This is a genomic window from Brevibacillus centrosporus, assembly GCF_046622605.1.
Classification (GTDB): Bacteria; Bacillota; Bacilli; order Brevibacillales; family Brevibacillaceae; genus Brevibacillus; species Brevibacillus centrosporus.
Genome location: NZ_CP176856.1, coordinates 2,843,068 through 2,867,217 on the forward strand (window position 1 = coordinate 2,843,068; position 24,150 = coordinate 2,867,217).

A 24,150-nucleotide genomic window follows, 5' to 3' on the forward strand; every position below is an offset into this window, starting at 1 on the left:
TCCTAATGACAGTAGGGATCGAGCTTTCCTGGACACTTTAATGATGATCAATACGATTTTTTAAGAAGAGCAAATAAACTGATTGTCAGCCAAGGGAAAAGAGCCGATCGACTCCCAAAGGTATATTTGGCTACCGCTATGAAAAATGTGGAGTCTCTTGGATACACGTTCTCCCATCGATTGATGCATGCTTTACGCACCTTATCCAAGGACCAGTTTGCAGCGTTTTATCGTCAGCTGGATGCGGATATTCGGTTGCTGCTCGGCGCACATGTGCAATACCAGCCTATGTATCCGGGATTTCCCGAGCAGGTGATGCAGGCATCGGATGCGCAGCTCTATCTGAATGCCATTTACCATTACCTTACACTGGACCTGCCTGCTTATGAGCGAACAAGCAGACCTACGTTTCAGAATGACGAAGAGCTGAAAGTCATTGATTTGGGAAGCAAGGATGACTTTTATGCTATGATCCGTCAGCTGATCCAAGCGAAGACATCTATCTCAGATACGGACCGAGAAGATATTGGAGCTGCTGTTGAGTTCGCCGAGCCGGATGAATTGGATGCGATTCTGCCAGACGTGATTCCGTTCAAGGAAAATGTGGGATTCATGGTGGGGTGTTTATTGAAACAGGATAAAGCCGACGTAAACCGGATCGGACGATACTTCAAAACGGCTACCGATGTCCTGCGTTTGGCAGTGGCTTTATCGGATGGTGATATCAGCCTGGCTGAAGCTACCCGTTTTCGCAAGCTGAAACGGAGCGAAAGACGGCTGTTGCTTGGGTTGCTGGAACAATGTCACCCTATTGTGGAGGATATGCTCAGGTATAAGGAACGCTGGATTCGACTAGGCGAAATTCTGCACCCCTCCGAATACAAGCATAGATATGCCCGTTGTGAAGAAGCTTTTGATATCCTGCGGAATAACAAGCCATTTACAACTTATAACACATCAGTGGAGCTCGCATTTCAATCGCGATAGATCTGGAATGCAATCGAGTTGTTGATGCAGCGGCCGGGTGAATTTGCCAGAAGGCTTGATCACCTGTTGCGCTCGACCGAATAAAGCGAGTATGTTGCACTGGCTTTTGGAGAGGTCGCCAGTCAGGTATCGACGCCTGTGCTGCTTCAAGTGAAAAATCATTTTGCCCGTCGGATGGAACGACAGGGGCTTCGGATCTTTTTTCCTAAAGGAAACGTCGCAAAAGCATTTGCAGCTCCTTATACCCTGCCAGTTATCGATGAAGCTGCGTGCCAGGAGATCGTGCGAATATGTAAAGAGTCGCTGATTCAGCGATTTGCTGAGCTACCTCCATTGGGAAGAGTGTTCGTCGACAATCGCTTGAAGAACTATCACGTGCCGTTTTCTCAGAGGTCTGCCAGCAAAGCCCTTCATACGATCGTAAGGGGAAGCCGGCTTCCGATGGGGGAGGGAGATACCATTCGTTTCTTCTTCTGGTGGAAAGAGGGGAATGTTGATGGTAAGCCAACGGGGCGTGTCGATATTGATCTGTCAGCCGTCATGTACGACCAGAACTGGCAGTATGTGGTGCATGTTTCTTATACGAATTTGCGGTCCTCTAAATACCAGGCTGCCCACAGTGGGGATATGGTTTCGGCTCCTCAGGGGGCGTGTGAATTCATAGATCTGCATATTCCTTCCATTGTGAACTTTGGAGGTCGTTATCTCGTAGCCACTCTACACTCCTTCACGAATCAACCTTACTGCAACTTGCCAGAGTGCTTTACGGGCTGGATGATGCGGAAGAAACCTCTTTCTGGCGAGATATTTGAGCCCGCCACGGTTGCGAACAAGATGGACGTCACGGCTGATACGCAGATTGCGATTCCAGTCATCATGGACCTGGTGAAACGCGAGGTCATCTGGACAGATTTAGCATTGACGAGAAATCCACACCACTACAATCATGTCGAAGGCAACCCAAAAGGTATGGTACTGATGGGGAAAGCCATGACGGTCTGGCGAAAGCCTGACCTGTACGATTTGTTCTCTCTCCATGTGGAAGCAAGAGGGGAGTCGGTAGAAACCCGAGACCTAGCGGATGCTATTTTTTCTCCTGAGGAAGGGGTAACGCCCTTCGATCTCGAGCAGATTATGGCAGAATTTCTTGTTTGAGGAAAGTTAATTTGTACGCAGACAGTCGACACTAGTTGCCCTGCTGTAATGATACCGTTTCATTAGCGAGAGAGGCTAAATAGAGTCAATTTTCTATGGGGTATACACTCCCTTTTTCATTCAGTAGGAACAGTTGCCACACAATAAAAATAACCAGATGCTGTATCCTTCACCAATTTGTTTGGGACCGTTTACGCAAGTCTGTTGACTGGAATGACGATTCGTCTTTCCTCAACCAACAGGCTTTTTCTGTGCTTAAAAAGGTGTTGCAGCCTCAACGGGATATGCATTCAAGCCCTTTTAACGAAAATACAGAGTTCATATTGTGTTCACAGTAGCGATTTATATTTTGGGTACAGCAAGTCAGTAACGACGATATTATCATTCATCAACACGAGGAGAAATGAGCATGTAGATGGATAGCATTCGTGATGGCAACACTCAAGGAACTGGTAATAAAGAAAAGAAAAGGTGAAAGCGGTGTTTGGTGCGCTTCTGTAATTAGCAGTAGTGTTTGGGGGATATGCATTTTATGAAAGCTATCTTGTTGAAAATCAACAGGTGGTTGCCGTAGAACAGCTGCGAACGGATGGTGATGGTGTTCATGAAAATGGAGAGGAAGGGCACGGTAATGACGCTCATGAACTTGTGATCAATCATGAAAAACTACTTCATTTTATCATTGTGGATGAACATCAGGAGAAGTATTACCACCTCCATCCAGAGAGGATTGGGAAGGGAGAATTTAGGATTGGGAAAATACTGCCGAATGGTTTTTATAAGGCATTTATTGATATTAAGCCAAAGCAGCTAGTATATTCGGTTGAGCCAGTACCCTTTGTTGTTGGGAATCCAGTCGTTTCAGTGGACAATGAGGAACTCAAGCCTGATGACCAACTCATTCAGACGGTAGAGGGAGAAACAGTAAAGCTGAACATGAGTTCTTTTCGTACAAACGAACCCGTTTCGCTGAAATTTGACTTGGATCGCACCAAACTTACTCCTTATTTAGGTGCTATGGGGCATGTAGTCATTCTGGATGAAAATGCTCAAAAATATCTTCATGTCCACCCATCCAATGGGGAAGAGCCAATCTTTGAGACAAAGTTCTCCAATCCCGGTCTGTATAAAATATGGGCTGAGTTTAAACAAGATGGGAAAATCAGGACATTTTCTTATGTAGTTGCGATAGCAGAAGAGAAATGACGTGAAGTTAACCAGAACAAGCAAGAATAGAAGGTTAAGTAATAGGAGGAGACTGAAATGTTTCGAATACTAATGCCCATCGCTATTTATGTAGTGACTTTTGTGTTAATCGCTGGCAGCGTCGGAGCTGTCGGATTTCGAAATTCACAGATAGACTTTTACCAGTCCTTCCGAGAAGAGCCTGTCCCTCTTTTACAGGGAGTAACGATACCTCAACATGATCCCGCTAAGCCAACTGTTGCAGTCGTATTGGGGGACACGATTACCGAAGATTTTGATTTTCTCATGCCGTATAATCTATTTTCTAGAACGGGAGCTTATAACGTTTATGCGGTTGCCCCCGATCATCAGGTGAAATCATTAACCGGTGGGCTAGATGTTGTACCACACGTTACTTTTCAAGAATTGGATGGATTGCTAGGAAAGAGTCCTGACATAATTGTTGTTCCGAATATGCTTATTTTTGGTAGTCAATATCAAAGCGTCCTTACATGGATTAAAAAGCACGCGGATACGACACTGTTGAGTATTTGTGCAGGATCGGCTCAACTCGCAGATGCAGGATTACTAAAGGGAAAATCAGCAGCAACTCATTGGCAAATCATGCCGGATATGAAAAGGTTTTTTCCAGATACTGCTTGGACAGTAAGCAAGCGGTACGTCGTAGAAGGTAACATAATCACATCAGCTGGTCAAACAGCTGGAATTGACGCGGTCCTGTACGTTATTTCAAAAGAATTAGGAGAACCTGTTGCGAATCAGATTGCCAAGGAGGTTCATTATCCTTCTTATCCGTTTCTACATCATCCAAATGTTGATCCTTATTCAATTGATTTGAAGTTTATGACATACCTGTTAAACAATGCTTATCAGTGGCACAAGCAAAAAACAGGAGTGCTGCTATACAACGGAATAGAAGAATTGGCGCTCTCTTCCATCTTTGATTCTTACTCGGATACCGGAACGACGAATGTATTGACCATTTCCCAATCAGAGCGGCCAGTGGTTACTGCACACAATCTCATACTTCTGGCTAGGTATCAAATGCCGAATGCACCGAAGCTCGATAAAATGATCGTACCCGGGGCTGATGCCAAAACAATTGCAGCTAAGGATATTCAGCAATGGCAGGAAGCTGGGCGAAGCGAGAATGCACTGCTCATACATGAAAACTCACTAGATAGATTTGTATTCGAGGCACCGATTGAGGATCTGTCAAAGCAAGAGGACATTTTAAGTGCAGAGCACGCTGTGAAGCGATTAGAATATCGAGCCAACCAAATTATGCTTGAAGGCAAACCGTTTTCTTTAGAGACTTATGGGAATCTGATTCTGTTAACCATTATCTCCTTGCTGGTAGCGCGCTTCATTGACAAACGGTTCATGACGAAAAAGATAAAGCATCTTCCGTACAGGTGATAGCAAGGGATTCGTTCATGATGCGTTCATCATTACCATTTTTCTTTAGATTGTTAAAGTTTATATCAAAAAGGAGCTGTACTCTTGTCTCACATAGGAAGGGCCAGGATGACTCATCATCCATATGTGTATCTATTCGTGTGCTTTACTTTCCTCTTAACCTTGGCAGATGCCACTTCCATTCTATTCTTGCCGCTCTATTTATCCAGTGTGCTGAAAATGGAGCCCATCCACATCGGTGTACTTTCTGGGATCGTACCATTGGCTGCAACATTGGGCGGATTTTTGGCGGGATCGCTTTCGGATGTTTTAGGCAGAAAGCCAGTTCTCATACTGTCTATGTTTGCCTATTCCGTCTTTATGATAGGCTTCGCATTGAGTAAGGAACCCGTTTTGTTGTTTCTATTTGTTTTTCTCAAAGGTTTTTTCTCCGGCTTTTTTAGCCCAGTCTCAAAAGCACTAATGGCAGATGTAACGCCGTCGGAATATCGCTTGAAAGTTTTTTCACTGCGTTACCTGGTTGTGAATATTGCCTATGCGTTGGGACCATTGATTGGGCTCTTGGCGGATATAGGAGGATCGATTGAATCCTTTTATGTCGCGGCAGCAGTCTACTGTATTTTAGGAGTCGGACTTCTCGTTTTGATAAAACAGGATACCCGCCATCCAGCCTCCTACAACCAATCCGATAAGTCCTCTATCGTAATTGCGTGCAAAGTGATTTATAGAGACGCTCCATTGCTTCTTTTCATAATAGGGGGAATTTTAAGCACGGTTGTTCATGGTCAATGGTCTGTTCCACTTATGCAGTATTTAGGCCTACAGGTAAATGAACCTGCGAAGTTATTTGCAATCATTGTCGGTGTCAATTCGATTTGTGTAATCGTGTTTCAAATTCCAGTGACGAGGATTGCTCAAAAATTTCAACCTATTGTGTCCGTTTTTATGGGCAGCAGCATTTTTGCCTTAGGGATGCTTGGTTTTGCTTTTGCAAATGAGTGGTGGCACTTTGTTGTGTCCATGGTTGTTTTTACCATGGGGGAAGTACTAGTTATCCCTGCGGAATACCAGTTGTTGGATCAAATCACACCTGCTCATTTTCGTGGAGCGTACTACGGAGCGCAAAGCTTCACTACACTGGGGTCTTTTATTGGTCCTTGGCTAGGTAGTGTGATTCTCACACACTTCTCATCTGGCGGGTTCTTCACATTTGGAACATACGGTCTCATTGCTCTGTTAAGTGTTGTATTTTTCTGGCGAGGCAGTAAGTTGCACGTAAAATTTAACCGTCATCTTGCCTTGTTAAACATGCAGAATCCTTAATCGAGAAACCACGAAACGGGAGGGAATCCTTTGCAGCGAGCTGTTGGAGAAATGAATCTGTCATTTGATAAACTGGTTAACTTTAGGGACATGGGAGGCTTGAAAACGGAAGATGGAAGAAGTTTGAAAACCGGAGTTCTTTACCGCTCTGACGATCTATCCCGGATGACAGAAAATGATTTGAAAAAGCTGGATGAATGTCGAATAAAAGTCATATGTGACCTCCGTTCTCCAAAAGAGCACAAATCAAAACAATCACGTCTATTACCACACGGACGATTTAAGGTTATGAATATGCCACTTCATCTGGAGGGAACACAAGCCAGTAAACGACAAATCATAGACTTCTTTTTTGGGAGGGCAGGAGCAGAAAATTTCAAGAAGTTTAGTAGAGCCTATTATCATTATATGGCAGTAGAGAGTACTCTACAGATAAAGAAAATCATAGACTTACTCGCTCAAGAGCAAAATCTTCCTGCCTTAATTCATTGTACGGCGGGTAAGGACCGTACCGGTTTTATTTCGGCATTAATCCAATTGATCGCGGGAGTTCCTTATCCCATTGTTGTGCAAGAATATCTAGTAACCAATGATTTATACAAATCACGCTTGGAGAAATTGAGTAAAGCGATGTCATGGTTGACTTTATTCCAGGTAAAGCCAGCGCGAATAAAACTCATATTGATGGCTAACAAGGAGTGCTTGGATGAAGTGTTCAGTGACATAATTCAAAAGTACGGTTCGATTGACATGTACCTGATTCGAGCATGTGGGATCGAACAAGGTACCTTGCGAAAATTGAAAGAATTGATTCTTGATTAAAGCATATTTTCCGGTGGAGGAATACGAATTGAAGAAGGGATTCATGCGTTTTGTTCTATATCTGTCTCTATTTCTTTTATTTGTGGGGGGTGTTGGTGCATTTGGTGCTGTTCGCTCAAGAGCCGATTGGATATCTGTTCGTAACATATCAAGCCCTTCTTTTCAGGGAGTAAAAATACCAAAGTATGATCCCACTAAACCGACAGTTGCAGTCGTATTGGGAAATCCAATTACAGAGGTATTTGATTTTCTTGTTCCTTACGAAATGTTTGCAATGACGGACGAATTTAATGTGTATGCTGTGGCACCAGAAAATAAGGTCGCGGCTTTAACCGGTGGTTTGGATCTCATTCCACACTTTTCATTTGAAGAAATGGATGGGTTACTTGGAAAGAGTCCTGATCTTATTGTGGTCCCTTATATGCCTATGGACGATGAAGGGAAGTACCGTCCTGTTCGACAGTGGATACAAAAACATGGGAAAACCAAGATATTAAGTATCTGTTCTGGATCAAGCAATCTTGCCGATGCAGGGTTATTAAAAGGGAAAACATCCACCATCCACTGGCGTATCGTTAACCAGGTTACCAAAACATATCCTGATACCAATTGGATGAGGGACCAGAGGTTCGTCCAGGCAGGAAATATTACATCCTCAGCAGGTCTCACATCGGGTATCGATGCTGTTCTCTATGTTATTTCGCAACAGTTAGGAGAGTCTGCTGCTGTCAAAATAGCGAAAGAGATGCATTACCCTTCTTATCACTATGTGAACAATCCTAAAGTAGAGCCTTATTATATTGATAAAACTGAGGCAATTTATTATATGAATCTGGCCTTTCAGTTTCAAAAAAAGCAAGTAGGTGTTCTTCTTTATGAAGGAATGGAAGAAAGTGCACTGGCTTCCATTTTTGACACGTATTCGCCATTAGGTACGGCAAAGGTTTTTACGATTTCAAATTCGGAAGGCGTTATCACGACAAAACACGATTTAAATCTCGTAGCTAGGTATCAAGTATCGAATGCTCCCAAAATTAAGCGATTATTAGTGCCAGGCACAGAGGCACCCACGTTGTCAACGTACGCTAGTCAATCATGGAACGAACAAGATCGTGGAGTGCAACCTGAATACATCCATAGCCACAAGCCAGACAGGTTTGTATTTGACGCGACGCTGGAAGATTTAGCGAAGCAAGAGGACCTTCTTACAGCGAAATGGGCCGCCAAACGATTAGAATATCGGCCTGATCATTTAGAGCTGGAGGGTGAACTATTTGCCTGGGAAGCTTTTATCACCGCGCTTATGCTTGGTGTTGGGGCTTTGTTGACAGGCTACCTGATTGATAGACGTTTTCTTTCAAAATGGGTTTAATAACTGATTGAAGGATAAGACCGTATCCCCCGCATTATACATGGGGATACGGTCTGTTTTCATGATTGCAAAGGGAAGCAGCATCCGCTGTTCATAGTACGTTCATATTGGTGGATTATAGTGAAATGCATGGAAGGCATATGGATTTAATAAGGAGGAAATTTCTTTGAAAAGGTTTTTACTACGTTTGGCTGTTTATCTAGGTATACTCGTGTTTATCGTTGGAGGAGGTGGGGTAATCGGTTTTCTTGGTGAGCAGAAGGCGTATTGGTACTCCTTACGCAATGAACCGATCCCCAAAATAAACCAGGTAGAAATACCTGATTATAATCCGAACAAACCGACTGCCGCAGTTCTTTTGGGGAGTCCAACCACAGAAGTATTTGATTTTTTGGTTCCCTATCAAATGTTAGCGATGACTAAAGCTTATAATGTGTTCGCCATTGCTCCTGACAAAAATGTTACCTCGTTAACAGGTGGTCTTGATTTGTTGCCACATTATTCTTTTGAAGAATTGGATCAATTGTTAGGTAAAAGTCCAGATCTCATTGTGATCCCATACATGCCCTTAGAAAACCAGGAAAAATATAAACCTGTACGTGAATGGATCCAAAAACATTCGGACACGTTCATTCTGAGTATATGTGGAGGAGCTGTCAATGCGGCAGATGCGGGATTATTAACAGGAAAATCTTCAACTGTGCATTGGCAATTCTTTGATCAAATTAAAAAGTCATTCTCGGAAACAAACTGGATTAGGGACCAGCGATATGTAGTGGGTGGAGAGAAAATAGTATCCTCGGCAGGTCTCACATCAGGAATCGATGCTACCCTCTATGTCATTTCCCAGCAGCTGGGCAAATCAATGGCCGAAAAAATTGCGGCCGACATGAATTACCCTACCTACCACTTTGTGAATAATCCTAAGGTTGATCCATATTACCTGGATAGGAGCGAAATAATTTACCTGTTTAATCAAGCTTTTCAGTGGAACCAGACACAGACAGGCGTATTGTTATACAATGGTATGGATGATGGCGAGTTATCCGCGATATATGATACGTATGCGGCTTCAGGAACGACGAAAGTCATTTCTATATCGAGCAATGAGCAACCGATAGTCACAAAATATCATCTGAACCTGATTTCTAAATATCAAATTCAGAATGCTCCTCAGTTAGATCGCCTCATTGTTCCAGGCACCGAGGCAAGAATATTGGGAGCCGAGGAAGTAGAAGCATGGATTGCAAGCGGAAAGAGCGTTAAGCCTGAATTCTTGCATAGCGAATCTACGAAGAGATTTATGTTTGATGCACCACTTGAAGATTTAGCTAAACAGGAGGATAAGCTGACTGCAAAATTTGGAGCAAAGCGCTTGGAGTATCGTGCAGACTATTTGCAGCTAGAGGGTAATCCATTCTCAATTGAAGCCTTTGGAGTACCACTATTTCTAGCCACTATCAGTTTGCTGTTTGCATACTTTATTGATAGACGTTTTTTAGTAAAGGAATCAACGAAATGATTATCGAACAAAACCAAAGGACAATCACGATTCAACTGAAGGTTTGGTAATCGAAGCGATGTGTGCAGGACGCAGATTCAAGCATTTACTCGCAGGGTGGGGAGAAATCCCCCGCCTCTTTTTGTTAGGAAGGGAAGCAATAGCAGGAATTATAGAAGTTCTTTGCGAAAAAGAAAAGACAACTGACAATTCGCTCGTATTGGCAGTGTATCATCTACTTTCTGGAAGGCGAGGGCATGTATATGAAACCGAAAGTGATTATTTATAAAAAAGTGGAACCAAGTGTACTCGAGTATGTCCAGGAAGCCTGTGAAGTCGTCTATTTTGAGCAGCTTCATGCCGATAATATGCAGGCGTTCTACGAAGAATTAAAAGAGGCAAAGGGACTGTTAGGAACGGGTCTGAAGGTAAACGACGAGCTTCTGGAAAAGGCACCGAACCTGCAAATCGTCAGTAATGTGGGCGTGGGATACGACAATCTGGATGTACCTGCGCTCACAAGACACGGTGTAATGGCAACAAACACGCCCAATGTGCTGAATGAAACAGTGGCAGACACCATGATTGGTCTGATGCTCGCGACTGCACGGCGCATTCCAGAGCTGGATCACATGATCAAGTCTGGCAATTGGACGTCGCATATCACGCCTGAGTATTACGGGGTGGACATGCACCACAAGACGCTTGGGATCATCGGGATGGGGCGCATTGGCGCTGCTATCGCAAAACGTGCCCATTTTGGCTTTGGGATGAATATCTTGTACCACAATCGATCCCGGAATGAAGAGGTTGAGAAAACCTATCAGGCAACGTATTGCAGCCTCGAAGAGCTTTGTCGGGAGGCGGATTTCATCTGTTTGATGGTTCCGTTGAGTGCAGAAACGACCAAGCTGATCGGGGAAAAAGAGTTCCGCTTGATGAAGAAGTCGGCCATTTTTGTGAATGGCTCACGCGGCGCCACGGTAGATGAGGAGGCACTGGTTTCGGCCTTGCAAGAAGGAGAGATTTTGGCAGCGGGGCTGGATGTCTTTGTCCAAGAGCCAATAGACCCGAAGCATCCACTCTTGTCTATGCCGAATGTGGTCACTCTGCCACATATCGGATCGGCTACATGGGAAACGAGACAGGCGATGGTGCAATTCGCGGCAGAGAACTTTGTTCAAGGAATTCTTGGCAATCGACCACCTGCGCTGATAAATCCGGAAGTGCTGGAAATCGAAAAATAAACAGCTACGACAAAAGACAACGGACGACGTTGTCTTTTCCTTTTTAGAAGCCAGGAATGCTTGGGTAGAAAACCTTCTGGAAAGAAATCTCCCCATATCGAAACGTCTGGACATTAGAAAAGCAGAAAGACGTGACCGGGTTGTTGAGCCTTCCTTGCGATCAGGAATACCGGTACACGTCTTCTGTTTACCACGATATGAGTAAAGTCTTATCGCTAAGCGTTTGCTAGGGCAATGAATGTAGGATGTACTCCTGCTCTACCGAATGATGCAGTTCGAACGCTATACTTTGAAGACATTCACGGTGTCGCGCAGCTCCTGTGCCATCTGATTCAAACGCTGTGCCGATTCAGAGATCGCTTGCAGGGAAGAGAACTGTTCTTCCGATGCGGCAGCGACATCCGTTATCTGGTCCGCGGATGTCTGGGAAATGGAAGCGAGCTGCGTTACCGTTGCGGAAACCTGCTGAGAGCTTGCAGACATTTGCTCCGAGACAGCAGAAACGTCCTCGACCTGCTCCGCAACTTGCTGGGTAGCATTCAGGATATGCTGGAAGGCATCTCCCGCATTTTTCGCAACCTGGATCCCCGTTTCCACTTCTTTCGTACCTTGCTTCATGCTTTGTACGGCTTTGCCCATTTCCTGCTGAATTTCTTCGATCAGGAGAGTGATTTGAGCGGTCGATTTGGAGGACTGTTCGGCAAGCTTGCGAACCTCGTCTGCCACAACCGCGAATCCTTTCCCGTGTTCACCTGCACGTGCCGCCTCGATCGCCGCATTCAAAGCCAGCAGATTGGTTTGGGAGGCAATCTCCGTGATGACATCGACGATATGACCGATCTCTTTCGAACTGCTCTCGAGTGAGCTGAGAGCGGATGCCGAGATTTGAACAGAACGGCTGATCGAATCCATCTGGTCAATGACCATTTGCACGGAATCTGTTCCTTTTTCCGCTTCCTTCGACATGTCGAGGGAGGATTCTGCAACGGAGGAGGTAGATTCCGCAATCCGCTGAATGCCTGTGGCCATCTCTGTCATGGCGCGAGCATTCTCGTTTGCAGAGAGGGAGGTAGCATCTGTACCTGCCTTCAAGTCCTGGATGGTTTCGGTCACTTGCTGCAAGGTAGCCGTATTCTGAGCCGCTCCTTCTGCCAGCTCATGGGCCGATGTCGCAGCGTGCTCTGCATGTTTTTGGACGTTTTCGATAATCGTGCGCCAATGACTGATCAAGCCGTTTACTTTCTCCGCGACTAGGCCCAGCTCATCGTTTTGTTTCACTTGGATGGAGACATCCAGGTGTCCTTCATTCATTTTTCCGATTACCTGTACCAGATCTTTCAGCGGAGACAAGAATTTACGCAGGAAGCCGTATTGTAAGAGGAAAACGATAATGAAGGATGCTAGGAAGCCAATTCCCAACCATTGAAAGAGCTCTTGCTTGCCTCGATCCACGATATTGGCATTCGTATCAACGCCAAAAATCGCGATGATATTTCCGTTTTCATCCATCAGCGGCTGCAGGATCGTGACCCACGTGCCGTACACGTCACTGTAGATTCCTGTATTCACTGCCTCTTTGCTCTGCATCAGCTTCTCAGCGGCAACTACCCATTGAGGTGCTTGCTCGAAGTCATCACCTGCTTTGAAGCCAGCTTCATACACATGCGTAGGCAGTGCGATTGTGAGGTTGGTATTGCCGTTTTTCAGCTCTGCACCAAAGACGTACGCTTGGGCAATGTTTGGATTTTCTTTGGACATCCGGTCGAGCTGGGCCGTTAGTTTTACTTGAACTGGGTCTTTTGGATCATGTTGTGTAAGAGCACTCTTGATGTCCGCAATGTCAATCTCTCCCTTTGCGTAAGCAGCGAATCCTCGTGCCTGCTCATCCAGGTTTTGCTGAAGGATTGTATCCTGAACAACAAAGCTGGCGACCCCCAACATCAAGCCCATCAAGAGAATCGTCAAGCAGGAGAGCACCAGATTCTTACCGAAGAATGAGACCTGCATCTTCTTGCGTGGCATTTTTTTCAACTCCTTTTTCTATTTTGTGGGAAAAACGCTCCGTTTATTGAATTGCAAGAATCATGCCATTATTTGGGTGATTTTTTTGTCGATTTATATTATTATTTGTCAAATAAGGACGAGAATAGGACGATAATAGGAATAGAGACAAAAGAGCAGGTTCTGAGGAATCAAGTGGAGGAAGAAGGAGTGTTTCCAATCAAAGGAAAGAAAAAAGTAGCCATTATTGCAGGATCTAGTAAAACTGCTGAGGCGATCACAGACCAGTTGATTGCCCTATTTGGTGCCTTTATAGAATTCTATGGTTTCTCGCAAAAGTCTTGGAACAACGATAGTAATTACGACATGGTTCTCATCAGTACGCAAACGATCTTTACACGCGAGCTCGCACCCAAAATTAAACCGGGCACAGTAATCTTGATCATTCGGCGAACCTTATTGCGAACTAGCTGGGAAAAGGTGATGTCGATTCCTGTAGGGTCGAAGCTTCTCATGGTCAACGACGAGAAGGATTCTGCGGAAGAAACGATCGCCCTTTTGAGGGAGCTGGGAGCAGGTCATATCGAGCTTTTCCCATATTATCCGGAAATCCAAAATTGTCCGCCGTATCCTTCTGCGATTACACCAGGAGAAGGGCAGCTTGTACCAGACGGTGTCACCCGCGTGATTGATATCGGAGAGAGGGTCATCGATGTCAGCACACTCGTCGACATCCTGACACAGCTTAATCTCTTGCATAGTGACGCCCGAGATATGTTGTCTGTTTATTCTGAATCTATCATTACGAGGAGCCAAGGGATTCAGATCACGATGCAAGGCTTGATTCATACGAAGCTGCTGCTGCAGCAAACGCTTGACATGGTACAGGATGGCGTCATCGCTTATGATATGAACGGAAAGATTACGTTTTTTAATTCCGCGGCGCAAGCCCTGTTCGATTGTACGGTTCAGGAGGCCATCCAACTGACGGTAAACAGCTTGTTTGCGCGGGTCAAAATCGATTTGGATGCGCTGACAGAAGAGTTCAGCGAAGCCCTTTTGCAAATTAAAAAACACAAGGTTCTCGCAAGCAGACAGATTATCGAGGAAAATGGCCACTCGACAGGCGGGGTCCTGACCTTAAAAGCGGCACGCCACGTAGAAGAGCAGGAGCTGAAGCTGCGGCTGCATGCAAAAGGACATCATGCCAAATACTCTTTTTACGATCTAGTTACAACCTCGAGTCGTATGAAAAAAGTAGTAGAGCAAGCAGAAAAAATGGCTAACAGTGACCTTGCGGTGCTGATTCTCGGGGAGAGCGGAACAGGCAAGGAATTGTTTGCCCATGCGATTCATCAGGCTTCTACCCGATCCTCGTATCCGTTCGTTGCCGTCAACTGCAGCTCGTTGCCGGATAACTTGCTGGAGAGTGAGCTGTTTGGCTATGAAGAAGGAGCTTTTACAGGGGCGCGCAAAGGGGGCAAGCCTGGGCTGTTTGAGCAAGCACACAAAGGGACGATCTTCTTGGATGAGATTGGGGACATTTCTCCGAATATGCAGAGCCGGCTTCTGCGTGTCCTGCAGCAAAAGGAAGTATTGAAAGTGGGCGGAACCCGTTTGCTTCCTGTCGATGTTCGAGTGATTGCGGCAACCAACCGCGAATTGTCCAGGATGGTCAACGACGGGGCTTTTCGTGCCGATTTGTACTACCGGTTAAAAGTTCTCCAGCTGCTGATCCCACCTCTTCGTGAACGCAAAGAGGATATTCCGCTGCTGTCTGCTCATTTTTTGCGCAGACGAGGAGCAGACGAACAGTTAGTAGAGCCGCTGCTGGCCTCTTTGTTCAGACATGACTGGCATGGAAATGTGCGTGAGCTGGAAAACGCGATGGAGTACGTTGCCTTCATGAACGATCCCAACCTGTCTGCCAGTGATATACCCGGATTAGACGAGGGGGACGAAAGGGAGTTTGCAGCGATCTCGCCCAATGAGGTACCGCTTCAGCTGTATCACTCTACTCCCGATAACGAGCGATTCATCCTGAACCTGATTTATCAAGCCAAGACAAGCGGAAGGAATGCTGGCAGGCGTTCCTTAGTCGAACAGGCACGTCAAAATGGTGTGGTGATTCATGAAACAAAGGTCAGGAGCATCATCGAAAAGCTGCGGAGCGAGGGATTAATCGAAGTGAGCACAGGGCGCGGAGGCATTGCCTTGACGGAGAGAGGATATCATCTGTGCTGCGGCAATACGGAAAAGGGTAAATCGGGAGAAATGGGAGTAACGGGAAGATAATCACCCATTTCTCCCGTTTTCTGTCCATTCTAAATAATTGAAATTGTAGCAGAACATGTTGGCATGGGACTTGCTTAGCTAATGAGTGGCGGCTTACATCGAATAGGAATAAAGAACTAGAGCGAACAGCACAGATCAAAGAAGGATGTGATCGTCATGGAAGATATGCTTGTTCGATTGACTAGCAGCCTGATTCAAATGGAAAACACGACTCCCGAGAGGATCAACTACTCCGTTGAATTCTGTGCGGATTGGCTACAGCGCCATGGTGTTCCTGTCCGTCTCTGGGAGAATCAAGGGCTCAAAATGATTACGGCAACGATCGGTCAAGTGAATGCTGGCAGCACGCTCGTTTTGAATGGCCATCTTGATGTAGTGCCCGGACATCCTGAGAATTTCATCCCGCGAGTGGAAGGTGGAAGGCTATACGGCAGAGGCAGCTATGACATGCTCGGATCGGTAGCCGCGATGATGAATCTGGCAGCAGATCTTGTTCACCAGCCGCCAAACTGTCGCATAATTCTGCAACTTGTCCCGGATGAGGAAAAAGGCGGGGAATTAGGCAGCGGTTTTCTAGTTGAACAAGGGAGCAGAGGTGATTTTGTCATTTGTGGGGAGCCGACCAACCTGGATATAGCCGTTCAGGCAAAAGGTGTCCTGCAGGTCAGAGTCGAGTTTTCTGGTGTTGCTGCTCACGGAAGCAGACCATGGCTCGGGAAGAATGCGATTGTAGCTGCCATGCAAAAGTACAACGAGCTTGCGACCCTTGATTTCATGCAAGAAAGCAGTCGTTTTTTCCCGGTGCCGTCTTTTAATCTAGCAAAGATTGAGGGCGGTGCAGCCTTGAATCAGGTACCGGATCGTTGCTCGCTCTACTTGGACATTCGTTATCTCCCTACACAAAACCCGGCGGATATTCTCGAATCCATTCGGCAGGCTGTTCCAGATGCTCATGTGGAAACGCTCCGGCACGGCTCACCTGTCACTACCAGTGAATTCGATCCTTATGTGCAATCGCTCTACCAATCTACCGCTCATGTCTTCGGCAAGAAAACCGCTTTGTTTGGCCAGGACGGTTCCGCCGATACGCGATTTTTTGCTCAATATGGCATTCCAGCCGTCGAGTTTGGTCCAATAGGTGCGAATCATCACGGACCTGACGAGTACGTAGAAATTGAGTCACTCGTTTACTATCAAAAAATTCTAAAACATTTCATCAAACAATTGGAAGGAAAGGTGAGCACAGATGAAATTGAAAAATAAAGTAGCAATCGTAACAGGAGCAGGGTCGGGGAATGGACGCGCAATCGCCCTTCGCCTTTTCGAAGAAGGTGCTACAGTGGTTGTCGCCGACCTGAACGAAGCAGGTGCGAATGAAACGATTTCCCTAGCCCCTGAAGGCAGTAAAGCGATGGTAGTAAAGGTAGATGTCACTCAAAAGGATCAAGTGGACAACATGGTCGCGCAAACCATTCAAGAATTCGGCAAAGTGGATATCCTCGTCAACAATGCGGGAATCGTTGCCTTTACACCGTTCCTTGAACTGGACGTAGCGGAATGGGACAAAGTGCATGACGTAAACCTGAAAGCTCCATTCCTCTGCTCGCAAGCAGTCGCAAAGGAAATGATCAAAGCGGGGCAAGGCGGACGCATCATTAACATTACTTCCGTGGAAGCGCATCGCGTTGTTTCCAGCAGCGGGCATTGCCAGCCTCATTACAATTCGTCAAAAGGTGGACTGCACATGCTGACGAAAGCCATCGCGCTGGAGCTCTCCTCTCATGGGATTACGTGCAATGCGGTTGCTCCTGGCGTCGTTCAGACTCCGTTCACAGAGAAAGGCTTGGCGATCCCGGAAGTAAAAGAATGGATTTTGGAGCGTCTGCCAGTAGGGCGTATCGGACAACCCCAGGATGTAGCGAATGCCGTTTTGTTCCTTGCTCAGGATGAAGCTTCTTACGTAACGGGCAGCACGCTCGTGGTAGATGGCGGCTGGACGATTCACTAAGCGTCGTCAGATTTCACACAAAAAGGAGTGAGCAGCATGGGGAAGCTTGATCTTTCAGCATTAAAGGATCAGTACCAAAATGGAACGATCGACATGATTACCGTTGCAGGTGTAGATATGCAAGGGAAGCTGTTTGGAAAAAAGGTGCCGGTGCGCTATTTTCTCGATGACGCCGTACACGGAATTCACACTTGCGCCATCAATTTCATCTGGGATGTCAGCTTGAAATACGCAGAGAACTACACGTTTTGCAACTTTGATACGGGGCTGCATGACATCAAGGTCATACCGGATATTTCCACTTTGCGCACATACCCCTGGATTCCGAAAAATGCGGTGGTCATCGGTGATATTTACAATAAAGACGGATCGGAAGTCACGATCGCCCCTCGGAATATCCTGAAAAAGCAGTTGGCAAAAGCAGGGGCACTGGGCTATCGCGCCTATGCGGCATCCGAGATCGAGTTTCATATTTTCAAAGAAACGATAGACTCTGCTAGGGAAAAGAACTTCTCAAATTTGCAGCCGCTTTTCTCTTATCCAGTCGACTATTCGATCTATCGGCTTAATGTGGATGATTGGTTCCTAGGTCAGCTGGCTCGCTATCTGGAAGAAGCCGGTATCCCTGTAGAAGCTCTGAAAGGGGAATGGGGGAACGGCCAAGTCGAGTTGAATGTGCAGTACGCAGAAGCGCTGGAAATGGCAGACCGCACGGCTATTTACAAAAATGGGATCAAAGAGATCGCCGCATTGAACAACCTGATGGTGACATTTATGGCGAAGCACGATACAGAAGCATCAGGCAGCAGCGGACACACGCATATTAGCCTGTGGGACTTACAGGGAAACAATGTTTTCTACGATGCAAACCATCCCTATAAGCTGTCTGACACGGGGCGTTACTTTCTCGGCGGCATGATGGCGCTCGCTCCTGAGTTCATGCTGTTTTATGCGCCGTACATCAATTCGTACAAGCGCCTTGCCAATACGGGGGGAGCGCCGAATACACAGACATGGGGCGAAGATAATCGCACGACCGCTTTCCGCGTAGATGGACAAGGCAAGTCCTGCCGCATCGAAAACCGCATTCCGGGCTCTGACGCCAACCATTATCTCGTTCTCGCTGCTTGCCTGGCTTCAGGACTGTACGGTATCGAGCACAAAATCGACATCGAAGCCCCAACAAAAGGTGATGCTTCCAGTGCTCCTGGAGTGAGACGCTTGCCGGCCAATTTGGCAGAAGCCATCCAAAAGCTTTCGAATAGCAAAATCGCCCGTGAGCTTTTGGGAGATGACGTAGTCGATCATTACCTGACGGCCGCCCAAAATGAATTGAACGACTATTTCCTCGAAGTAACCGACTGGGAGCGGAAAAAGTACTTCGAGTTTATCTAACGCAGGCAAAGCGCTTTTTCGTACGCAATGAAAAGGAGGGAACCGACGATGTTCCAGATACAGCATGACGATCTGAACTATGCCTGGATCCATGGGGAAAAAGTCTTTTTGAAAGAATCGATGGATGTCATCAATCCAGCGACAGGAAAACCGATGGCCCGTGTTCCCCGCGGAGGCAAAGCATTGACCGAGCAGGCGATTGATGCTGCAGCAAAAGCATTTCCAACTTGGTCGAAGCTTCCAGCAGATCAGCGTGCCGGCTACCTGCTGGATTGGGCGGAACGGATTCTGGCTGATCAAGAGCGGTTGGCTTGGCTGCTGTCGACCGAACAAGGAAAGCCGTTAGACGAAGCAAGAGGCGAAATTTATGGAACGACGGTCTATATTCGCTGGTATGCGGAAGAAGGAAAGCGTGCCTACGGGGAGATCATTCCAGCTTCCCGACAAGGACAGCGTCTGATGGTCTTTAAAGAGGCCATCGGTGTGGTTGGACTGATTCCACCTGCCAACTTTCCGAGTGCCATCGTAGCGAACAAGGTCGCACCGGCACTTGCGGCAGGCTGCACGTTTGTACTGAAGCCGGCGGAGCAGACTCCCCTTATCGCGATCGCGTTGCTCGATCATCTGATGGCGACGGGCATTCCCGCAGGCGTCGCCAATGTCGTGACAGGTGTTGCAGAGGAGATCGGAGCCACATTGTCTGCTGATCCGCGCGTGCGCAAAATCGGGTTTACGGGGTCCACAGAGGTGGGCAAAATCTTGATGCGCCAAGCGGCTGACAATGTGAAGCGTCTCACGCTGGAGCTGGGTGGAAATGCACCGGTCGTCGTCTTTCCGGATGCCAATCTCGAGAAGGCTGTCGATGCCATCATGGGCAACAAGTTTGAGAACTGCGGGCAGGTCTGCAACGGGATCAATTTGATCTACGCACATGAATCAATTCGTGCAGAGCTCGTGGAAAAGCTGGCAGAAAAAGTGCGCAGCTTGAAAGTAGGTTTCGGAACAGAAGAAGGCACACAAGTCGGCCCGATGATCGACCCGAACTATCGGGATAAAGTCGAGACGCTGGTGCGCGATGCAGTAGAAAAAGGGGCAAAGCTCGTCGTCGGAGGCAACCGCGTATCGGATGAAGGTCTGCAAGACGGGTATTTCTACGCACCAACCTTGCTGGATGAAGTGACAGCTGACATGGAGCTGACCAAACGGGAAATTTTTGGTCCGGTAGCACCGGTGCTGTCCTTTACCGATGAAGCTGAAGTTTTGGCGCGATGCAACAATACGCCTTATGGTTTGGCTGCCTATGTATTTACAAAAGACGCTGCCCGGATGTTCCGGATGATTGATGGTCTGGAGGTAGGAAATCTGGCCATTAACGGAACATCCCTCGCCAATCCTCAGTCGCCATTCGGTGGTGTAAAGGAAAGTGGGATCGGCAGAGTAGGCGGTCACCAAGGACTTGAGGAATATATGGAGCTGAAGTACGTGGCGTTAACGCTCGAGTAACGCCACCGCTTCGGTGGTCTTTGCTTCGAAAAAATCAAAGAATGAGGTGTGCGTATGTCAAATGCCGCTGCAGAAGTGCAATCACCCGAGACCGGCACGAACCTTGGATACAAACAGGAGCTGAAGCGAGCTCTTACTTTCAAGGATCTTGTCATCTACGGTTTGATCACGATGCTTCCGATCGCCCCGATTCAAGTGTATGGAATGATTGCGCATGAAACATTTGGAATGGTTCCAATCGTTTATCTGGTAGGCGTCATCGCGATGGTCTTTACGGCACTCAGCTACAGCAAAATGAGCCAGGAGTTTCCCATCGCAGGTTCTGTCTATTCGTATGTACAGCGCGGATTGAACCCCCATGTCGGGTTTGTCACAGGCTGGCTGATCGCCGTCGATTATTTAATGGCTCCTGCTTTGCTGACCGCATTTTCTGCGTTGTGGCTAAACAGCATTTTTCCTGCTATTCCTACGCCTCTTATCGTTTTGGTATTTTTGGCCATTAATACATTTGTTACGGCACGAGGAATAACACTGACAGCCACAACGAACAAGATTTTTCTCTTTTTTGAGATTGCCATCCTTCTTGCTTTTATGGTTCTTGCGATCAAATTCGTGTTTATTGATGGTCACGGAGCAGGAGGCTTCTCCCTGGCACCTTTGTTCCAAGCCGACAAGATTGACCTCGGGTTTATCGCGAGTGCAGCTTCGATCGCGGTTCTGGGCTTCCTAGGCTTCGACGTTATTTCTACCCTGTCTGAAGAAGTGAAAAATCCCGGCAGAACGGTTGGACGAGCTACCGTGTCCACCCTTGTGCTGATCGGTGTGATTTTTATGTCGCAAACCTATCTGGCTGCGCTGGCACATCCCGATTACACCAACCTTGACCCGGATATGGCTTACTTCGATATCGCACGTGAAGTTGGGGGAGCGTTCCTGTACTACGCATTCATCCTGATTGCCGTTGCCGCAGTGGGGATTGCAAACGCTTTGGCGATTCAATCTGCCATCTCCCGCATTATCTACTCGATGAGCCGCGACAAGCTGCTCCCGATGTCAGGCTTCTTGGGGAAAATTCACCCGAAATACAAAACACCGTTCAATGCTACCATTTTTGTCGGGACGGCTTCGTTTTTCATTGCGATGTTCATGCCGATTGAAACGATCATTCAGCTGGTCAACTTCGGTGCGCTGACTTCCTTTATGGTTCTGAATCTATCCGTTTTTGCTTACTTCTTCGTGAAGAAAAGAAAGAGAGACATGAAAGGCTTCATCAACTACTGCTTGCTCCCATGGCTCGGATTCCTTGTCATCGGATTTGTTTGGTGGGGCTTTGACTGGAAAACTTTTGCGGTAGGAACAAGCTGGATGATTGTAGGAGTAATTCTGCTTGCATTCAAAACAAAAGGATTTAGAGAGCTTCCGCCAACAATGCGAGATCTGTAGACACATGGGTGCAACGAAAAAAGACAACGACTGCAGGGTTACTACCACGCCCTGCATGCCGTTGTCTTTTCTTTTTGGTTAGGCACTAAATGTACGTGCTTGTTGGGTGCTTCGGTAGCGGATGACCATCACGATCGCACCGAGCAGCACGAGAGCGAGTAAGAAGAAAAGGCTTTGGAACGCAAGCTGTACAGGAAGATTCTTTTCCCAGCTGAGCAGCAATCCGCAAAGGGCAACGGCAAAGGAGCCGCCGAGAAATTGCGACAGCTGCAAGAGTCCCATCCCTGCGCCTATCATTTCCTTCGGCAGGATTTGTGAAACCTCATTGGAGAGGGTAGAGGTAATAGTGGAAAGAGAAGGCGCAAACAGTACATAAGCGAGTAAAATGACAATAGGTGATTGTGGTAGAAGTACCGCAGTCAGTAGAATGGAAAGAAAAAGAAAAAAATGGGCGCCGAGCAAAAAACGAAAATTTCCATACTTGTCAATCAAGCGTCCAATGAACGGGATGACGATACTGGACAATATCGCTCCAGGAAAAATCGTGAGTCCAATGGCTGCAGCGCTTTGATGGAAAACCTGCGCGAGTACCAAGGGCATCAAAAACAGGTTGGACATATTCAAGATGAATGCACAAAAGCCGATGATGACAAGCTTTCGATAGCCTGCATGCGAGAGTAAGGAAGGATGAATGAAAGGCTTTTCTTTTTGGCGCAGGTGGCGGATATTCGCGACAATCGCAGCGATCCCTATCAACAAAAAGAACAAAGACAGCTGAGTCAAGGCGATCAACAAGCTTGCCGTAGCAACGATAGTCAAAAGAGCACCCGCGAAATCAAATTGCAGCCCTGTAGATGTCTCCTTGGGCAGAAGCTTCCACAGAACGGGAATCAAAACGAAGACCAGGCAGATGATTAAAAACAGTCCATGAAAGCCCATTACCTGCGTGAGGACGCCACCTATGACTGGACCTAAGCCGAAAGCCAAAATGCTGCCCGATGCCAGAACCGTGATGGCCCTGCCCCTCCGCTCTGCGGGTATGTAGCGGCTGGCCAAAATCATCCCGAGTCCGGGGACAGCCCCAGCGCCACAGGCTTGCAGGAGGCGCGCGAGCAGAATCAGGAAAAAACTGTCCGCCATGTAACCGATAATAGAAGAAACACCAAGGATGGAAAGGCCAGTAGTGAGCAGGCTGCGGATCGGGAGACTGTCGGAGAGTCTGCTGAAAATGATCGTGGAAAGAGCGAAGACGATGGAGTACCCGGAAACGATCCAGGAGCCGAGCCCGGCATCGATATGCAAAGCCGTAATGATACTGGGCAAAGAAACGTTGAACATCGTCGTATTCATTAAAACGAGGAATGATCCGATAGCCCAAATGGGGATCGTGATTCTATCGTTCATAGGACACCGCCTTCTTCTCCCATATTGTAGACTTGCTTCTCATCGTGATCGAAAGGAGTGTTACTGACTTGCTGAAAGGAATCAAAGCTAGTGTTCTAGATCTCTCCCCTATCTATCAAGAAGTCGCCCCCCATGCTGCCCTGCAGCAATCGGTAGTGCTCGCGCAAACCGCAGAAGCACTGGGCTATTCGCGATACTGGGTCTCTGAGCATCATGACATGCCACAATTTGCCTCGTCAACTCCAGAAGTGCTGCTCGCGCACATCGGAGCAAAGACAAGTCGTATCCGAATAGGCTCAGGAGCGGTACTGCTCCCCAATTACCGCCCGTATAAAGTCGGAGAAGCCTTTGCCCTGTTGGCAACGCTGTACCCGGGAAGGATCGATCTAGGAATAGGACGTGCGCCTGGAGGGTCCGCTCATGCCTCCTTGGCCATTAGTGGCAGCTTTCTCGCGCAAGTGGGGAAGATGGAGGAACTTGTCGGGGACTTGTCCGCTATTTTAGCCAATGAATTTACAGTGGAAGGGCAGCCCGTGATCGCACGGCCTATTCCGCCTGCTCCTGCACAGCTATGGATGCTCGGCACCAATCGCAAAAGTGCAGAGCTTGCTGCAAAATTCGGGTCTGGCTACGTGTTTGGCCACTTTATGAGTGAGCAGCCTGGGGAAGAGGCCATTGCGCATTACCGCGAACAGTTTCAAGCCACTCGTCATCATGAGAAGCCGCAAGTTATTTTGGCTGTCAGTGTGTATTGCGCGGCAACCGAGGAAGAGGCATCCAGAATGATCTGTGAAAAAAAGGAAGGGAGCCGTTCCACTAAAATGATTATAGGCACATCGAAACAGCTGGCGCCCATTTTGGATGAGCTCGTATCGAAATTTCGTGCAGATGAACTCATGATCATCACGGATGTTCCCGATTATCAAAAGCGGCTGGGATCTTACAAGCGGCTGGCGCATTTGGTTTTATCCTTGGGAAGTATTGTGTAAATCAGAACATCTTTACCAAAAAAATATGGTTGAAAATCTCATGGACTTTTGCGCAACTCTCGGTTACTATAGCGTAGCAA

18 protein-coding genes are annotated in these 24,150 nt (G+C 47.1%); 16 read left to right on the plus strand and 2 right to left on the minus strand.

Going from position 1 to position 24,150, the window contains the following annotated elements; genetic code table 11:
- The first annotated feature begins 138 nt into the window (after positions 1-138).
- From ACLIN2_RS14560 to ACLIN2_RS14600, 9 genes are all read left to right on the plus strand, one after another.
- Complete coding sequence (locus ACLIN2_RS14560) at positions 139-987, plus strand: hypothetical protein (protein ID WP_411504392.1); 849 nt, start codon at positions 139-141, stop codon at positions 985-987.
- Between the two features lie 138 nt (positions 988-1,125).
- A complete protein-coding gene (locus ACLIN2_RS14565) occupies positions 1,126-2,142 on the plus strand; it encodes a TerD family protein (protein WP_411504393.1) in 1,017 nt (338 codons plus the stop codon).
- Between the two features lie 510 nt (positions 2,143-2,652).
- Complete coding sequence (locus ACLIN2_RS14570) at positions 2,653-3,348, plus strand: hypothetical protein (protein ID WP_400581895.1); 696 nt, start codon at positions 2,653-2,655, stop codon at positions 3,346-3,348.
- Positions 3,349-3,405: 57 nt separating this feature from the next.
- Positions 3,406-4,767, plus strand: coding sequence for a DJ-1/PfpI family protein (locus tag ACLIN2_RS14575; RefSeq protein ID WP_411504394.1), 1,362 nt, complete (start codon positions 3,406-3,408; stop codon positions 4,765-4,767).
- Positions 4,768-4,875: 108 nt separating this feature from the next.
- A complete protein-coding gene (locus tag ACLIN2_RS14580; protein ID WP_411504395.1) occupies positions 4,876-6,090 on the plus strand; it encodes an MFS transporter in 1,215 nt (404 codons plus the stop codon).
- 30 nt (positions 6,091-6,120) lie between these two features.
- Positions 6,121-6,912, plus strand: coding sequence for a tyrosine-protein phosphatase (locus tag ACLIN2_RS14585; protein ID WP_218033692.1), 792 nt, complete (start codon positions 6,121-6,123; stop codon positions 6,910-6,912).
- Positions 6,913-6,940: 28 nt separating this feature from the next.
- Positions 6,941-8,284 (plus strand): DJ-1/PfpI family protein, encoded by a 1,344-nt coding sequence (locus tag ACLIN2_RS14590; protein ID WP_258957762.1) that lies wholly within the window; start codon positions 6,941-6,943, stop codon positions 8,282-8,284.
- A gap of 166 nt (positions 8,285-8,450) precedes the next feature.
- Positions 8,451-9,806, plus strand: a complete 1,356-nt coding sequence (locus ACLIN2_RS14595; protein WP_411504396.1) for a DJ-1/PfpI family protein — start codon at positions 8,451-8,453, stop codon at positions 9,804-9,806.
- 242 nt (positions 9,807-10,048) lie between these two features.
- The gene (locus ACLIN2_RS14600; RefSeq protein ID WP_122961826.1) at positions 10,049-11,032 is read left to right on the plus strand and encodes a 2-hydroxyacid dehydrogenase; all 984 of its coding nucleotides are present in this window, start codon (positions 10,049-10,051) and stop codon (positions 11,030-11,032) included.
- Between the two features lie 282 nt (positions 11,033-11,314).
- On the opposite strand, the gene ACLIN2_RS14605 is transcribed toward ACLIN2_RS14600, so the two are convergent.
- Complete coding sequence (locus ACLIN2_RS14605; protein WP_411504397.1) at positions 11,315-13,054, minus strand: methyl-accepting chemotaxis protein; 1,740 nt, start codon at positions 13,052-13,054, stop codon at positions 11,315-11,317.
- Positions 13,055-13,243: 189 nt separating this feature from the next.
- On the opposite strand from ACLIN2_RS14605, the gene ACLIN2_RS14610 reads away from it, so the two are divergent.
- From ACLIN2_RS14610 to ACLIN2_RS14635, 6 genes are all read left to right on the plus strand, one after another.
- Positions 13,244-15,328 carry a sigma-54 interaction domain-containing protein gene (locus tag ACLIN2_RS14610; RefSeq protein WP_411504398.1) on the plus strand — a complete coding sequence of 695 codons (2,085 nt, stop codon included), beginning with the start codon at positions 13,244-13,246 and terminating at the stop codon, positions 15,326-15,328.
- A gap of 156 nt (positions 15,329-15,484) precedes the next feature.
- The gene (locus ACLIN2_RS14615; RefSeq protein WP_411504399.1) at positions 15,485-16,591 is read left to right on the plus strand and encodes a M20 family metallopeptidase; all 1,107 of its coding nucleotides are present in this window, start codon (positions 15,485-15,487) and stop codon (positions 16,589-16,591) included.
- Positions 16,575-17,336: an SDR family NAD(P)-dependent oxidoreductase gene (locus ACLIN2_RS14620; protein WP_092270115.1), complete on the plus strand. Its 762-nt coding sequence runs from the start codon at positions 16,575-16,577 to the stop codon at positions 17,334-17,336. The genes ACLIN2_RS14615 and ACLIN2_RS14620 overlap by 17 nt, the downstream gene beginning before the upstream one ends.
- Before the next feature lie 36 nt (positions 17,337-17,372).
- Positions 17,373-18,731 (plus strand): glutamine synthetase family protein, encoded by a 1,359-nt coding sequence (locus ACLIN2_RS14625; RefSeq protein WP_411504400.1) that lies wholly within the window; start codon positions 17,373-17,375, stop codon positions 18,729-18,731.
- Between the two features lie 48 nt (positions 18,732-18,779).
- Positions 18,780-20,234: an NAD-dependent succinate-semialdehyde dehydrogenase gene (locus tag ACLIN2_RS14630; protein ID WP_411504401.1), complete on the plus strand. Its 1,455-nt coding sequence runs from the start codon at positions 18,780-18,782 to the stop codon at positions 20,232-20,234.
- Between the two features lie 54 nt (positions 20,235-20,288).
- Positions 20,289-21,677, plus strand: coding sequence for an APC family permease (locus ACLIN2_RS14635; protein ID WP_301172882.1), 1,389 nt, complete (start codon positions 20,289-20,291; stop codon positions 21,675-21,677).
- A gap of 78 nt (positions 21,678-21,755) precedes the next feature.
- Here ACLIN2_RS14635 and ACLIN2_RS14640 read toward each other — a convergent pair whose 3' ends face one another.
- Positions 21,756-23,081, minus strand: a complete 1,326-nt coding sequence (locus ACLIN2_RS14640) for an MFS transporter (RefSeq protein WP_411504402.1) — start codon at positions 23,079-23,081, stop codon at positions 21,756-21,758.
- A gap of 68 nt (positions 23,082-23,149) precedes the next feature.
- Here ACLIN2_RS14640 and ACLIN2_RS14645 point away from each other — a divergent pair, with 68 nt between their 5' ends.
- Positions 23,150-24,070: an MsnO8 family LLM class oxidoreductase gene (locus tag ACLIN2_RS14645; RefSeq protein ID WP_411504403.1), complete on the plus strand. Its 921-nt coding sequence runs from the start codon at positions 23,150-23,152 to the stop codon at positions 24,068-24,070.
- Positions 24,071-24,150: the final 80 nt, after the last annotated feature.

What these genes read in the sequence shown, in the direction of transcription:
- ACLIN2_RS14625 (WP_411504400.1), top strand. Translation starts at nt 17,373, where the DNA reads ATGGGGAAGCTTGATCTTTCAGCATTAAAGGATCAGTACCAAAATGGA.
- ACLIN2_RS14580 (WP_411504395.1), top strand. Translation starts at nt 4,876, where the DNA reads ATGACTCATCATCCATATGTGTATCTATTCGTGTGCTTTACTTTCCTC.
- ACLIN2_RS14560 (WP_411504392.1), top strand. Translation starts at nt 139, where the DNA reads ATGAAAAATGTGGAGTCTCTTGGATACACGTTCTCCCATCGATTGATG.
- ACLIN2_RS14630 (WP_411504401.1), top strand. Translation starts at nt 18,780, where the DNA reads ATGTTCCAGATACAGCATGACGATCTGAACTATGCCTGGATCCATGGG.
- ACLIN2_RS14620 (WP_092270115.1), top strand. Translation starts at nt 16,575, where the DNA reads ATGAAATTGAAAAATAAAGTAGCAATCGTAACAGGAGCAGGGTCGGGG.
- ACLIN2_RS14575 (WP_411504394.1), top strand. Translation starts at nt 3,406, where the DNA reads ATGTTTCGAATACTAATGCCCATCGCTATTTATGTAGTGACTTTTGTG.
- ACLIN2_RS14635 (WP_301172882.1), top strand. Translation starts at nt 20,289, where the DNA reads ATGTCAAATGCCGCTGCAGAAGTGCAATCACCCGAGACCGGCACGAAC.
- ACLIN2_RS14600 (WP_122961826.1), top strand. Translation starts at nt 10,049, where the DNA reads ATGAAACCGAAAGTGATTATTTATAAAAAAGTGGAACCAAGTGTACTC.
- ACLIN2_RS14605 (WP_411504397.1), bottom strand. Translation starts at nt 13,054, where the DNA reads ATGCCACGCAAGAAGATGCAGGTCTCATTCTTCGGTAAGAATCTGGTG.
- ACLIN2_RS14615 (WP_411504399.1), top strand. Translation starts at nt 15,485, where the DNA reads ATGGAAGATATGCTTGTTCGATTGACTAGCAGCCTGATTCAAATGGAA.
- ACLIN2_RS14640 (WP_411504402.1), bottom strand. Translation starts at nt 23,081, where the DNA reads ATGAACGATAGAATCACGATCCCCATTTGGGCTATCGGATCATTCCTC.